Raw genomic sequence first — 14,468 nt, 5'->3', positions numbered from 1 at the left:
TCAGAGGGACTCAAATATCGCGCTCAGGCCGCTTCGCCGTTCCGTACGGGTGGCAATCGCCTGCACCAGCACACGCTCATCGGTATAGAGCGACAAGCGCTGACGCGCACGGGTGATGGCGGTGTAGATCAGCTCGCGGGTAATGACGGGTGAGAGCTGGGTGGGCAGGATCAGCGCCGCATGGTTGAACTCGGATCCCTGAGATTTGTGTACCGTCATCGCCCATGCTGTTTCATGTTCAGGCAAGCGGCTGGGCTGTACGGACTTCACGCTACCATCCGGCATCAGGAACCAGACGCGAAGCCCCTGTCCACGATCAAGCGCAATGCCAATATCCCCGTTGAACAACCCCAGCGCGCTATCGTTGCGGGAGATCATGACTGGCCGACCTTCATACCAGCGTGAATGCGGCGTGCGGGTGATTTTGCGCTTTTGCGCAAGCAATTGCTCAAGCCTGTCGTTAAGGCCGCTGACGCCAAAAGGCCCTTCCCTCAGCGCACACAGCAACTGATATTCGCCAAACGCGGCAATGACCTGCGCAGGCGTATGTTGCTGCTGCACGCTCGTCAGGAAGTGCTGATAGCCCAGCAGGGCATCATCCAGCATCGCCTGATACTCTTCCCCGGTTTGCAGCGATTTCTTCTCAATATCATTGAAGCTGCCGTCAAAAACAGCACTGGTCGCATGCCGATCCCCTCTGTTCACGGCCGCCGCCAGTTGGCCAATGCCGGAATCACTCCCGAAACGGTAGCTTTTTTGCAGCAGACAGAGGCTGTCGCGCAGCGCTGCCGCGAGAGAGTGGCTTTCAGCTGCGAGCGAACAGCCGGTGAGGCGGGCTAACTCTTCAGCACGTTCCGCGGTATACCCAAGACTCGCATAGGTGCAGATATCGCCCAGCACGGCACCGGCTTCCACCGAGGCAAGCTGGTCACGATCGCCAAGGAAAATCACGCGCGCGTGGGGAGGTAAGGCGTCAATCAGCCGCGACATCATCGTCAGGTCGATCATCGACGCTTCATCCACGACCAGCACATCGAGATGCAGCGGGTTTCCGGCATGGTAACGCAGGCGCTGGCTGCCCGGCTGGGCACCCAGTAGCCGGTGCAGGGTGCTGGCTTCATTGGGGAAAAGCGCAAGCTGTTCCCGGGTGAGCGGCAGTTTTTGCAGCGCGCCACCTAACGACTCCGTCAGCCTGGCCGCCGCTTTGCCGGTGGGTGCTGCCAGGCGAATACGGCATTTTTGCTCACCCGACAGCTGAATCAGTGCGGCAAGCAGTTTGGCCACGGTGGTGGTTTTACCCGTGCCCGGTCCGCCCGAGATCACCGAGATCCGCCGCGTTAAGGCGACGGCCGCCGCCACTTTCTGCCAGTCTGTCGCCTCATCTGAGGTAAACAGGGCATCCAGCGTTTGCCGGAGCTGCGCTTCTTCACAGGGAAGCGGCGCGTTTGTCTCGCTGAAAAAGCGCGCTACCGTCAGTTCATTACGCCACAGCCGGTTAAGGTACAACCGCTCGCCGATAAGGATCATGGGCGTCTGGGTATCGGCTCTGCTGACAGCTGGAGAGCTCAGCAAAACGGTCTGCCAGTCCACGGATTCGCCCAGCAGGGCAAAACAGGACTGAAGGGCCACAGGCATTTTTTCATCAATCGCCAGACGCGAAAGCGGCAGACAGACATGCCCTTCCCCCGCATCTTTGCTCAGGATAGCGGCAGCGAGCATCACGGCCGGCTGCTCGCCAGCCACCATCATGGCGAACTGCACATCTAGATGGCGCAGCAGTCGTTGTTCTACGGCTTCCAGCAGTAATTCCTGCATCGTCATGCCACCTCCTCCGTGCCTGCGGCAAACAAGCTGTCCATTTTTTCAATCAGTGCCTCGTCCGGGCGCGTACAGAAGATCCCCGAGCGCGGATCGGCGGCATCCACCCCGCGCAGGAAGAGGTAAATCACCCCGCCAAAATGGTCTTCGTAGCGGTAATTTGCAATGCGATGACGCAGATAGCGATGCAGCGCCAGGGTATATAACTGGTATTGCAGATCGTAACGATGCATCTGCATGGCAGAGGCCATCGCCTGTTGAGTGTAGGCTTCGCTGTTTTCACCCAACCAGTTCGATTTGTAATCCAGCAGGTAGTAACGCCCTTCATGGCGGAACACCAGGTCGATAAAGCCCTTCAGCATCCCCTGAACCTGACGGAAGTTAAGTGGCGGGCAACCGGCGGATAACGGGTCATACTCGCGGATCAGCGCATCCAGCGCCTCGGCCTTTAGCGGGCTGGCGATGGGAAGATAAAACTCCATCTCCACCTGCTTATCTTTAGCCGTCAACTGGCTGAGCGATATACCCTGTGCCGTCAGCGGGGCGTGAAGGATTGCACTGATCCATTCGGTGAGCACCGGCTGCCATTGTGCGTCGTAGCCCCCACTTTGCAACATTTTCAGTACCCACTCCTCAGAGACAGGTTGGGTGAAATCCAGCTCTTCAAACAGGCTGTGTAAAAATGTGCCCGGTGACGCGCCGCGCGGAAATTGATGAGGAGTCAGCACCGGTTCATCCGGCACACTTCCGGTTCCTGCGGCATCCACGTCAAGCTTAGGCATCAGATCCTGCGCAATGCTCTGCCCGTGCTGCTGTAAACCGGAGTAGCTGGTCACACGCCAGTCGTCTGCAACGGTTCGCGTAATCTGCCGGGCATGCAGCTCAGACGCCTGCTGCTCTGGCAGTTGCCAGCGGCTATTATCGGGTTGCGACGGAATATGCAGGGCAATATGTTCCCCGCAGAGTGAGTCGATACACAGACGCAACCCTGCCGCATCTTTGGGCTCGCCGAGCTGAATCAGCCTGCCCAGCGCGCTCAGATGAAAATCGGTCTCACCTGTCTTTTCGCCACGGCGGCGGAATAGCGGCGCGACACCCAGACTACAGTGCCAGACCGAGCGGGTCAGTGCCACATAGAGCAAGCGTAAATCTTCGGCCAGGCGCTCGGCCTCGGCCAGTTCAACGCTGGACTCTGCTTTACTGAGATCGAGCACCGCTTCGAAGGACTCACGATCGTGGTAAAAGGCCTGGTCCTGCACCCGGTAATTGGCGATAAACGGCAGCCAGACCAGCGGATACTCCAGGCCTTTCGACTTGTGAATGGTGACGATTTGCACCAGGTGTTTATCACTCTCGAGACGCATCTGCTGGCTCGACGAGTTACTGTTCGGATCGGCAATTTGCTGCGCGAGCCAGCGCACCAGGGCATGCTCACTTTCCAACTGCGTGCCCGCCTCCTGCAACAGTTCGCTGATATGCAAAATATCGGTCAGACGGCGCTCGCCGCCTGCCGTGGCGAGCATATTCTCAGCAATGTGACGCTGCCTCATCAGTTCACGCAGCATCGGCATCACGCCGCGTTTTTGCCAGCGCTCGCGGTAATGCACAAACTCTTCGACCACCGCATCCCAGGCGGCTTCGTCGTTATTTAGAGCATCAATATCGCGCGCGTTCAGTCCCAGCATGCTGCTTGCCAGCGCGCTGCGAAGGGTGCTTTCCCGCTCCGGCACCAGCACGGCCTGCAGCAACCACAGCATCTCCTGCGCTTCCAGCGTTTCAAAGACACTATCGCGGTTAGAGAGATACACAGACGGGATATTCAGTGACGTCAGCGCATCACGGATCAGCGCCGCCTCCTGACGACTGCGCACCAGCACCGTAATATCGGATGCCTTTACCGGGGTGGATTTATCCCCCTTCCACAGCAACGCCTCACCGCGCGTGCCTGCGCTGAGCCAGTCCCGGATCTGCGCGGCACAGTACTGAGCCATGGCATGTTGATAGTCCGCAACGCCACACCCCTCGCCGTCCAGCAGCCAGAAATTCATCGCGGGTTGGGTCACGCCGTTGAATTCAAAGCGTAACGCGGCATTTCTGGCAGCGAATTTTACCGGTTGAAAGGGAATTTCCCGGAACATAAACGCCGACTCCATGCGGCTGAAAAGCGCGTTGACGCTCTCCACCATCCCCGGTGAGGAACGCCAGTTGGTGTCCAGGGTGTAGTGCGCCGCCACCTCGCTACGGGCTTTCATGTAGGTGAAAATATCCGCCCCACGGAAGGCATAAATGGCCTGCTTTGGATCGCCAATCAGCAACAGCGCGGTGTCGGGCTGCTGTCGCCAGATACGGCGGAAAATGCGGTACTGCTGGGGATCGGTATCCTGAAATTCGTCAATCATCGCCACCGGAAAGCGCGTGCGGATGGCGGCGGCAAGCGCCTCGCCGTTTTCACTGCACAACGCCGCGTCCAGGCGACTTAGCATATCGTCAAAACCCAGCTCCCCCCGGCGGCGTTTCTCACGCGAGACCGCTTCACGGATCTCCGTCATAGCGCGGGTGATCATCAGGTCGTTGAGGGTTAACGGCTCTGCCAGCAGGGTTTCGATCTCAACAAACAGCGGGTGCTCCGGAACTATGCCATCGGCTTTGGTGCGCTCAACCAGAAAACGCCGGGAAAATTTTTCCAGCGCGTCCGGAAGCTGATAACCGCGTGTCTCTTCCTGCGCCCAGGCAGTGATCCTGTCGATCCATTTCCCCTGATTGCCACGGTTAAACTTGCGCCTGTCGATGCCGGAATTTTCGATAATAGCGTCAATCTCGCTGACAGACTCGAGCCATTTTTGCTTCAGGGCGGCAATCTTCGCGACAATTTTTTCATGGCGCGAGGCCAGCGTTTCATCTGCAGGCGGTGGGGATTTAATGACCGGGGCTTCCCCCTGGAGGTAGCGGTCAATGGCACGCAGAAGCTCCTCAGGCCCTTTCCACAACGCATGTACCGCTTCTGCGATATCTCGCTGTAAGGGATAGCAGTGGCGACGCCAGAAATCTGCACAGGCCTGATAGCGAAGCTCAGATTCATCTTCAATAAGCTGCTGTTCAAACAGCATGCCGGATTCAAACGCATTCAGGCTCAGCATGCGCTGGCAAAAACCGTGAATGGTGAAGACGGAGGCCTCATCCATTTGCCGTTCAGCCAGAAGCAGCCACTGTGCGGCCTGCTGTTTATCGGCAATCTCTTCCAGCATGCTCGCGTAGAGCGGGTTATCCGTGCTTTCGCGCAAACAGGCGATGCGCAGTTCATGAATATTGACACGGATACGGCCGCGCAGCTCAGCGGTGGCGGCCTCGGTGAAGGTCACCACCAGCAGCTCCTCCACGCTTAGTGGACGTGGAAAAGCGGCATGACCGCCCAGCCCCAGCAACAGGCGCAGATACAGTGCGGCAATGGTGAATGTTTTTCCCGTTCCCGCTGAGGCTTCAATCAATCGTTCACCCTGTAGAGGTAAACGTAAGGGATCAAGAGGCTCAGCGGTATCGGTCATTCTTTCTTACTCCAGGGCATAGATTGCTGCAGGGCGCTGACGCTCTTCCAGATTTTCCAGCCTTTCGGGTTAACGTAGTCCGTTTTCCCGCTCTGGCTACCAGAAACCTGAGACAGAATGGCCATTCCCTGCGGTTTAACCACCGCCTGATGGAAGAAGTCAGCAACCTTCTGAGGCGTCAGCTGTTTTATCTCGGCCACTACTTTATCACGCGAATCAAATTTCAGATTACCGCGATCAAAATCTTTGCTCAGCTGGGATGCTTCTTCACCCAGCGTCTGCGGCGGTTGCATCACCTGCGCAATCACGGCCTGCTGGATCTGGGCGAACTCTTCCGGCTTCATGGCTCGCAGTCTGGCTTCCGCTTGCGGGAAGAATGCCTGGTAACGCTGCCAGAGATAAGCGGGTTGTTTATCGCTGCTCTGCAGCAGGAAACCCAGCCCCCACTGACGGCCGACGTTCATGGAGAACGCAAAGACCGCGTAACCAAGCTGCTCTTCTGTGCGCAGTTGATTGTAGAACCACGGCTGAATAATTTGTCCCAGAACGGCACTCTGCGCAGAACTGGTGAATTCATCATAGCCCGTAGGCACAAACACGGCGGCCAGCGCGGAATCCGTGCTGTTGCCTGCTTTTTCGAAAATCACATTCTGTTTTTTCTCAACCAGCACATCCTGGTTGCGGCACCACTCGTCGCCTTTTGAACCGAGCTGCTGACGTACGTTCTCTGCCAGCGTTTTGGCCTGCTCCTCACTCATATTGCCGACGATAAGAAACTCCGGACGCGTGTTCGTTTTCAGCGCGTCGCGATAAGCCAGCACCTCTTTTAAAGAGAGGGATGGCAGCAGCGCCCGGCGATCTTCACGCTGGAAATAGGGGATTTGCGACAGCATTTGCGCCGGCATGATCGCCTGATCGTACGCTTTGCCTTTCTCAGCAGAATCCATCATCTGCGCATACCAGGACTTAGCCTGCTCAAACTGTTCTTCCGTTGGCGTGTAGCTGAAATAGCCCTCCAGCAACGCCTGGAACAGCTGAGGCAGACGCTGGGTATAGCCGTTTGCATTGACCATCAGACCGTTATTGGCGTTGGTAGAGAAGCTGATCCCACCCACGGCGGCCTGGTTGCTGAGCTGGTCAAGCGCGATACCGGCCAGATAGTCATTGAGCGCAAACATCACCTGATTTTTGGCGCTATCCATCGCTTTCGGGTTGCGAAGGACAACGCTGACATCGGCTTTTGGCTCACTGGCAAAATAGTGGCTTGGGGTGTACACCACGCGCAACGTCGGCTCATCAACAATAAGCTGCGGATGTGGATACGCTTTCGTGGTTTTAATCAGGGAGAAATCATCCGGGATATAGGGATTCAATTCCGGCAGCTTCAGGGCGATCTCTCCGGCCTTTTTCTGCCAGTCGGCGAAGGTTTGCGCACTGATTTTATCCACCTGATAAGGGGCATCCACAAAATAGGCCGTTTTGTTATGCGGCTCGTTCGGGCTGATGTACCAGATACGGGCATTCTGCGGGGTCATCATCGCCAGGCGCGCTTTTATCGCCTCAGCGTCGTACCGGTCGGCAATGTTGACCGCGTCCAGCGTATGTTCCACCGGCACGCGGATCATGGTGTCCGCCAGCCACTCAACGTAGTCCATGTCGCGGGTAATGGACGGATAACGGAAATCGAGGTCCAGCACGTGTGCCAGTTCGTCAAAGTAGCGTTTATCAACGCCTTTATCGCGCAGCAACGAGAGATAGCTGAAGATAGCCGCCACCACCTCATCACGGTGCGCCAGCCCTTTGTCGGTCAGGGTGGCGGAGATGGCCAGCACACCGCTGTTGCCGTTCACCACAGGATCGGAATCGGCACGGATCCCTTCCACCAGCCCCTGCTTTTGCAGCCAGTCAGAAAGCGTACCCGGACTACGGTTACCAATAAGATAGGTGACCAGTTCATCCGTTTTACTGCGGAACTGTGCCGTATTGTTATCAATGCGGAACTCAACGCGTAACACCTTGCGCGGCAGTGCAGGCACGTAGTGGATCACGATCCCTTTCTGCGCGTCGGTAACAACCGGTACGTTTATCTGCGGCAGGTCGATGTTTTTATTTGGTACCCGTCCAAAGGTCTGCGCCGCCATGGCAGCCAGCTCCGGCAACGGTTTGTTGCTGTAGATAACCGCTTTCATCAGGTTAGCGGAGTAATATTTATCGCGAAACGCATGCAGCGCATCAAGCACCGGGCTGTTTGGTTTGTCACTCAGCGTCTCAAGATTCCCCCCGGAAAAACGGGAGCCAGGGTGCGCCGGGTTGATGGTTTCGGCGCTCACTTGCGCCATGCGCATACCGTCACGCGTGCGGGCCAGAGTCAATTCAGCGTTAACGGCGTTGCGTTCGCGGTCAGCATATTTTTTATCCAGCAACGGCGCGGCAATGGCATCAGCGAGGCGGTCCACAGCCCCTTCCAGGGCATCATTTTCAACTTCAAGATAAAATGCCGTCCGATACGGTGCCGTACTGGCGTTGTGGCTGCCGCCATGCATTTTCAGAAATTCGGAGAGGCTATCCGGCTGGGGGTATTTTTTTGAACCCATCAGCGTCATATGTTCCAGATAGTGAGCAAGACCCGGGTGCGCTTCGGGATCTTCCAGCGACCCCACAGGCACCACTAACGCTGAAAGGGATTTCACCGCCTGCGGGTCGGAAACCAGCAGCACGGTCATCCCGTTATCAAGGCGTACAGCCTGATACTGACGGGTATCTTTTTCGCTCTTACGGATAGTTTCCTGAACGGGTTGCCAACCGGAGCCTGCCTGAGTGATGGGAGCCCAAAGGGCGACAAACAAAACAAACGCTTTGAACAAGGTGCTGCCTGGCATTAACGACCTCTTTATCACGGCTACATCATTAACAAACTGCGTGCTGGACACGCCAGCATCTCTTTCTTTCGGTACATCAGTCCGTGATAGCAGGTGCATCATAAATGAACACCCTTTACTGCGCAATTTTTATACAGCAGTCAGGACTGATTAAATTTGAACAACGGTAACAGGTAACGTTGTGCCTCTTCCGTGATAGTCTCAAAGTATTCTGGCTCAAGCGTTCGCCATAAACGTTGATACCAGACATCATCACCTTCACCACGGACCATCATGTTACCTTCCCAGGCCTGAACAAATTTACTCCGCGCTTTCTGCAGTGAAGCGTCATCCGTTAACATCGCATCATTCTGCGCATCATAACAGGCTTTTATCCACGCCCCGCCACTTTCAGGCAGTAACAGCAGCGGTTTGTTCATCCCCTGACGGTAACCTTCAATGTACAGGGACAAGTAATGTAACGCCTGCTCCGGGTCCATCGGCGGGAAGCGCCACTCGCCCTCCTTGCGTACAAACATCCGGCTTTCACCTTGATTACCGCCAGCACTGTAGACAAGATGTTCGAGCCAGAGTTGCAAACCCTGCGAAACGCTCAGCATGGAAGGCCGCCAGCGCAGCAGCCCGTCCGGCTGAACCTGGGTCAGCCATCCCGTTAACTGGATACCGTTGCAGTTGAGGTCGATTTCAAGACTCGTGCCCGGCTGTCGGCATTCGATAACACGCTCAGCAAGCGCCTTCATCTCTGTACACTGCGCCTCCCAGACGATCTCCCCGAACGCACCATACGGTAATTGTCCCGCAGCGCGATAGCGGCGGAACAGTTTGTCAGCGTCTTCCTGCTCCACCAGCGCATTCAGCAACTGGAGGTTTAACTGATAGCGCTCCAGGCCGTCCAGCGTAAACGGTTCTGCATCAGGGATTTCGCTCTCTTCAGAGCGGAAGTTAACCTGCAAACGCTGCTGGAAAAAGGCGCGTACCGGATGCGCCCAAAACCGCTGCAGTTGTTCGAAGGTCAGGGTTTCAATGGGCCGTGGGTCGAGCTCCTGAATGAAATCGCTGTGCGCTCTCCCCTCTTTCTTCGCCGCGGGCAGCCACTCCTGGGCATAGCTCTGATATTCGCTGGCGACGTAGTTCATCGGGTCAAACGGCATTCGGCTGTGACAACAGGTGATATGCGCTTTCACCCGCAGGCCGCTCTCATCGCAGTTACGTTCTTCATCCCCCGGCAGGTAGTGGCTCTGTCCGATATAGTCCACCAGTTCCTGCACCAGAACGGAGGGGAAACGCTCGCTGTTGTCCTGAATCGACCGACCGATATAGCTGATGTAGAGCTTGTTCTGCGCGGAAATCAGCGCCTCAAGGAAGAGGTAGCGGTCATCATCACGACGGCTACGGTCGCCCCGCTTCGGTGCTGGGCTCATGAGATCAAAGCCCAGCGGCGGCAGGGCGCGTGGATAAATACCGTCATTCATGCCAAGCAGACACACCACTTTGAAGGGGATGGAACGCATGGGCATCAGGGTGCAGATATTGATTGGGCCGGCAAGGAAGCGCTGGCTGATACGCTCCTGATCGAGACGCTGGGTCAATTCATCACGCAGAAGCGACAGCGGGATCGCTTCGTTATAGTGGGAGTTTACCCCCTCATCGACTATCGCCTGCCACTGCGTTTCGATCAGCGCCATCGCGGCTTCCGTGTCACTGTCCGGCAGGAAGAAATCATTGAGCACTTCCCGGCAAACCGGCAGCCATTCCTCCAGCGGACGCGGCTTCATCAACGCACGTCGCCAGCGGTTAAGCTGCATCAGCAATGAGGCTAAATGCCCCACCAGCTCTGCGATTAACCCGCTGGACTCATCGTACGGCAGGACCTCATTCCATTCGCCCAGGCTGCTTTCCATGGCGTACCCCAGCAGCATACGCGTCAGACCAAACTGCCAGGTGTGCTGTCCGGTAGGGGGAAGCTCGAACTCCTGTACGTTGTCATCATCTATCCCCCAACGGACGCCAGATTCGTTCACCCACTGACGGAGGTAGCGCAGCCCCTCTTCGTTAATGTTGAAACGTGCGGCCAGCACAGGGACATCGAGCAATGCCAGTACATCTTCGGAAATGAAGCGACTATCAGGCAGTGACAGCAGGGTGACAAATGCCTGCAAGGCCGGGTGAGACTGGCGAGCCCGGCGGTCAGAGATAGCGTAAGGCAGGTAGCGCTCTCCCGTCGCACTGCCGAAAACAGCCTGAATAAAGGGACTGTAGCTGTCGATATCCGCCACCATCACCACGATATCACGCGGTGTCAGTTCCGGATCGTCCTGCAGCATGGCGAGCAACTGATCGTGCAGGACTTCGACTTCACGCTGCGCACTGTGGCAAACATGCACGGTGATACTGCGATCTTCTGGATCCAGTCTCCGCTTCGTGTCGCTGCGTTCAAATTCTTCGGCCGTCACGCCCATCACCGCGCGATTTTCCAGATCCAGAATATCGGACTGGATATTGTGCAGCAGGCTGTCCGGCGTGATTTCAACAAACGCATCCACGTCGCCTTCGCCTGACGAGGTGATATCAGAGAGCATATGAATGTAGTCGCGGCCCAGCTTGCCCCATGAGGCGAGGAGCGGGTTTGGCAGGTTCTGAATGCCCTGTTCATCAAAAAGCTGCGCGGCAGAGGCGCTGTCTTTAAACAACGGTACGGTACGCTCTTCAAAGAGGCGTCGCCGCTGGCGCGTCACGAGCCGTGAAAGCCACCGGTCATCCTGAATGTCGCCCCAGTAGTGGCGGCATGGATTGGTGAAGAGAATATGGATGTCGGTGTGTTTACCGAGCGCCTTCAGCGCATCCAGGTAGACGGGTGGCAGGGCTGAAATACCACAGATGAACACGCGGGAAGGCAAGCGGGCCGGTCGTTCAGCGCTGTTTTCCAGTATGGAGATGAACCGTTGGTAGAGGTTCGCACGATGCCACTTAGGTTGACCAAGTTTTTCGGTATGCTCCACCAGCGCTTTCCACAGCGGTGCTTGCCAGACCTGTGCCTCCGGCAGGCCTTCCACCTGCTCACCCGCTTCCCAGCGAGTCAGCCATTCCGGACGATACACTAAATACTGGTCATAGAGATCCGCGGTACGCGATGCCAGCTGGAACAACTTGCGTTTGTCGGTATCGTCATTCAGATAGTGGCGCAGCATGGCAAACTCATCATGCGTGAGCATTTCTGGCAAAAGCGCCATCAGCTTCCAGCTCATGCTTTGTTTGTTGAACGCGCTCTGCTCGGGGATGTCAGGCAACACGCGGACAAACATCTCCCAGATAAAGCTCGCGGGAAGCGGAAAATCGATATTCGCCGCGATGCCAAATTTACGGGAAAGTGACATCTGCAGCCACTGTGCCATACCGGTGCTCTGCACCAGCACCATTTCAGGCTCAAAAGGATCGTCAAGCCGCTCGCGCTCAACGATAAATTCCATCAGCGCTTCCAGCACATCCAGACGATTTGAGTGGTAGACCCTTAACATAGACGCTCCCGACTACTGGCTAACCGGGCAATGCAAACGCGTCATCTCACCGCGCCGCCCCAGAGGAGAAATAAGTGTAACCGTGATGCTGACACATCCGGACTGTGTTGTCTGCACCCGGTTTATCTGCCAGCCTGCGGGCAGCGCACTGGCGTCCCGCTGCGACTGCGTCCAGGCGATATGCCAGAGCTGGCGATACTGACTAAACAGTGTAAACCGGGAGGCCAGCGCCCGGTGATAACCAGACAGTGCTGTCACCATCACCACCAGTAACATTATCGACAGCAGCACTTCAACCATGCTGAACCCTTTTTCTTTCTTCATGGCAGTTGGCATAACGCGCTCTCCTTGAGAGGACAAAAATCACTCCAGCCATGAGGTAAAAAGCGTATGCGCCCGTCGGTAATCTCCCCGCCACGCCAGAGCAACTGTTCGCCTTCCCCGGCGATAAGTAACACCCGGGTCTCATTCAGAACACGCAAACATACACGTTGCGTTTGTCTCTGTTTGCACTGCACATCAGGCTGCAACGACCAGCGCTGAACGCGCCCCCACTCCAGCGCCGACTGCACCGCTGCCTGCTGCTGGATCGAACGGCTCTCACCGCCCACCAGTATGCTAAACGTTGTCAGCTGCTGGTTGAGACCGGTGAGGATTAGCGTGCCCAGCACCAGTAACAGCAGAACCAGCGCCAGCGATGCGACCCCACTCTCGCGGTTCACAAGTTAAATCCCATAACGGCATGGTGTGCCTGATAAGGGACGGCCAGCTTATCGTTATCCGTAGCGGTCAGATCTATATATAACGCAGGCGCAAACCCCGGATGTTCATGTTTACGCACCACAAAGGTGTGGATCACCAGCCTGTCCGGGTCTGTCAGCTTCTCCCATCCTTTTCCTTCACATGTCGCAGCCCCACGCAGGGTTTCCAGCGCGCCAGACTCCAGACGAAACCCCGTACTTTCATTTTCGGAAGCCGAGGTATCCCAGACGCCGTTACTGTTGGCATCCCATCTGGCAATCACGCAGCTTCCGTCCCTGCCGATGGTCAGGCTCTGCCCCTGGCAGTCTCCCGCGCAATACCCCGCGCGCTGTAACTGCTTGCCAATGGCGAACAGCCGTTGCCAGATCTCTTCTTCACGTTCCAGCGCCCGGGATTGCAACAAAACAGCCCGTTGCAGCCCCGGTAAAAAACGCGACGTGCTCAGTAACAAAATGCTGCTGATCGCCATCGCAATCAGCACCTCCGTGAGTGAGAAACCGTGCTGCTTCATTGGCATGAATTTTCCCCTGCAAAACTACAGATCCTGATACGTCCTCCATTTGACACGACGATCAACCACTCCCCTGCACCACTTTGTACCCGTATCCGCCCAGCCCACGCCGTATCTCTTAATCCGTAGAATCCTAATGAAGGCGTAACTTCGCTTAGCACGACCTCAGGCCACAGGGGTCTGAGGACAAGCGGATTGTGATTCTCACATCCCTGTATGACAGAGCTCGCCAGGCAGGCTCCTTTTCCATCCTGCTGAAGCATAATCACGTGGTCACGGTTGTAACGATTGGCATCGTTTCGCAGAAACACGAGGTAATCGCGGACCTGACAGGCGACCTGCCACAACCTCTGCCGCTGCTGCCAGTTGTCCCAGCCGTATAGCCCTGTGGCACTCAGGATGATGACCAGCGAGATGGCAACCAGCGTTTCGATAAGCGTAAAGCCGTTCTCTTTTTTCATGCCGGGAGTGTGGCGAAACGCCGTGAACGTGACGAGCGACAATTCGAGGTTTTACGAGGCGTTATCCAGAGAATGTCATCCGTTGCAGCGTGTTGCACGCTGGCTGGACAACGCCTCGGAAAACAGAGTGAAGACGAAAAAAAACCGGCGCGTAAGTGCGCCGGTTGTGTAACGATTTGCCGTATCAGATAGCGACAGGGGCTTTGATGCCAGGATGCGGGTCGTATCCCTCAATCTCGAAGTCATCAAAGCGATAATCGAAGATCGATTCCGGTTTGCGTTTGATAATCAGCTTCGGCAGCGCACGCGGCTCGCGGGTCAACTGCAGATGCGTCTGTTCCATGTGGTTGCTGTAGAGGTGAGTATCCCCACCGGTCCAGACAAAATCACCGACGTCCAGATCGCACTGTTGGGCCATCATATGCACTAACAGCGCATAGCTGGCGATGTTAAACGGCAGGCCGAGGAAGACGTCGCAAGAGCGCTGGTAAAGCTGGCAGGAGAGTTTGCCATCCGCCACATAGAACTGGAAGAACGCATGGCACGGTGCCAGCGCCATTTTATCCAGCTCACCCACGTTCCAGGCAGAAACGATGATACGGCGCGAGTCCGGGTCGTTTTTCAGCTGGTTCATCACGGTTGTGATCTGGTCAATATGGCGGCCATCAGGCGTTGGCCATGCACGCCACTGCTTGCCGTAAACCGGACCCAGGTTGCCGTTTTCATCTGCCCATTCGTCCCAGATAGAGACGTTATTTTCGTGCAGATACGCAACGTTGGTATCGCCTTGCAGGAACCAGAGCAGTTCATGAATGATCGAGCGCAGGTGGCAGCGCTTTGTCGTCACCAGGGGGAAACCTTCTTGCAGGTTGAAGCGCATCTGGTGGCCAAAAATGGAGAGCGTGCCGGTACCGGTACGGTCATTTTTCGGCGTGCCCTCGTCGAGCACTTTTTTCATCAATTCAAGATACTGTTTCATG

General features: G+C 56.4%; 10 protein-coding genes. 1 reads left to right on the top strand and 9 read right to left on the bottom strand.

Going from position 1 to position 14,468, the window contains the following annotated elements; genetic code table 11:
- The 8 genes from recD to ACTJJI_RS17755 all read right to left on the bottom strand — a co-directional run bounded on the left by recD (nt 1) and on the right by ACTJJI_RS17755 (nt 13,488).
- Nucleotides 1-1,821, bottom strand: a complete 1,821-nt coding sequence (gene recD / locus ACTJJI_RS17790) for an exodeoxyribonuclease V subunit alpha (RefSeq protein ID WP_014833115.1) — start codon at nt 1,819-1,821, stop codon at nt 1-3.
- A complete protein-coding gene (gene recB / locus ACTJJI_RS17785; protein ID WP_440655032.1) occupies nt 1,818-5,360 on the bottom strand; it encodes an exodeoxyribonuclease V subunit beta in 3,543 nt (1,180 codons plus the stop codon). The genes recD and recB overlap by 4 nt, the downstream gene beginning before the upstream one ends.
- Nucleotides 5,357-8,239, bottom strand: coding sequence for a pitrilysin (ptrA, locus tag ACTJJI_RS17780; protein WP_014833117.1), 2,883 nt, complete (start codon nt 8,237-8,239; stop codon nt 5,357-5,359). Before ptrA ends, recB begins: the two co-directional genes overlap by 4 nt.
- A 140-nt stretch (nt 8,240-8,379) precedes the next feature.
- Nucleotides 8,380-11,754, bottom strand: a complete 3,375-nt coding sequence (gene recC, locus ACTJJI_RS17775; protein WP_440655030.1) for an exodeoxyribonuclease V subunit gamma — start codon at nt 11,752-11,754, stop codon at nt 8,380-8,382.
- 12 nt (nt 11,755-11,766) lie between these two features.
- The gene (locus tag ACTJJI_RS17770) at nt 11,767-12,090 is read right to left on the bottom strand and encodes a prepilin-type N-terminal cleavage/methylation domain-containing protein (protein WP_046889785.1); all 324 of its coding nucleotides are present in this window, start codon (nt 12,088-12,090) and stop codon (nt 11,767-11,769) included.
- Nucleotides 12,075-12,476: a DUF2509 family protein gene (locus tag ACTJJI_RS17765; protein WP_046889786.1), complete on the bottom strand. Its 402-nt coding sequence runs from the start codon at nt 12,474-12,476 to the stop codon at nt 12,075-12,077. The genes ACTJJI_RS17770 and ACTJJI_RS17765 overlap by 16 nt, the downstream gene beginning before the upstream one ends.
- Nucleotides 12,473-13,033 (bottom strand): prepilin peptidase-dependent protein, encoded by a 561-nt coding sequence (locus ACTJJI_RS17760; RefSeq protein ID WP_232943078.1) that lies wholly within the window; start codon nt 13,031-13,033, stop codon nt 12,473-12,475. The genes ACTJJI_RS17765 and ACTJJI_RS17760 overlap by 4 nt, the downstream gene beginning before the upstream one ends.
- Nucleotides 13,024-13,488 carry a prepilin peptidase-dependent protein gene (locus tag ACTJJI_RS17755; protein ID WP_440655027.1) on the bottom strand — a complete coding sequence of 155 codons (465 nt, stop codon included), beginning with the start codon at nt 13,486-13,488 and terminating at the stop codon, nt 13,024-13,026. Before ACTJJI_RS17755 ends, ACTJJI_RS17760 begins: the two co-directional genes overlap by 10 nt.
- Here ACTJJI_RS17755 and ACTJJI_RS17750 point away from each other — a divergent pair.
- Nucleotides 13,427-13,660, top strand: a complete 234-nt coding sequence (locus tag ACTJJI_RS17750; RefSeq protein WP_185948846.1) for a hypothetical protein — start codon at nt 13,427-13,429, stop codon at nt 13,658-13,660. The genes ACTJJI_RS17755 and ACTJJI_RS17750 overlap by 62 nt on opposite strands.
- Nucleotides 13,661-13,672: 12 nt before the next feature.
- Here ACTJJI_RS17750 and thyA read toward each other — a convergent pair whose 3' ends face one another.
- Nucleotides 13,673-14,467 carry a thymidylate synthase gene (gene thyA, locus ACTJJI_RS17745; protein ID WP_014171447.1) on the bottom strand — a complete coding sequence of 265 codons (795 nt, stop codon included), beginning with the start codon at nt 14,465-14,467 and terminating at the stop codon, nt 13,673-13,675.
- Nucleotide 14,468: the final 1 nt, after the last annotated feature.

Origin of the sequence: Enterobacter sp. 22466 (assembly GCF_052044775.1) — a bacterium.
Lineage (GTDB): Bacteria > Pseudomonadota > Gammaproteobacteria > Enterobacterales > Enterobacteriaceae > Enterobacter > Enterobacter dissolvens.
This window is presented reverse-complemented; position numbering and strand designations above follow the sequence as displayed.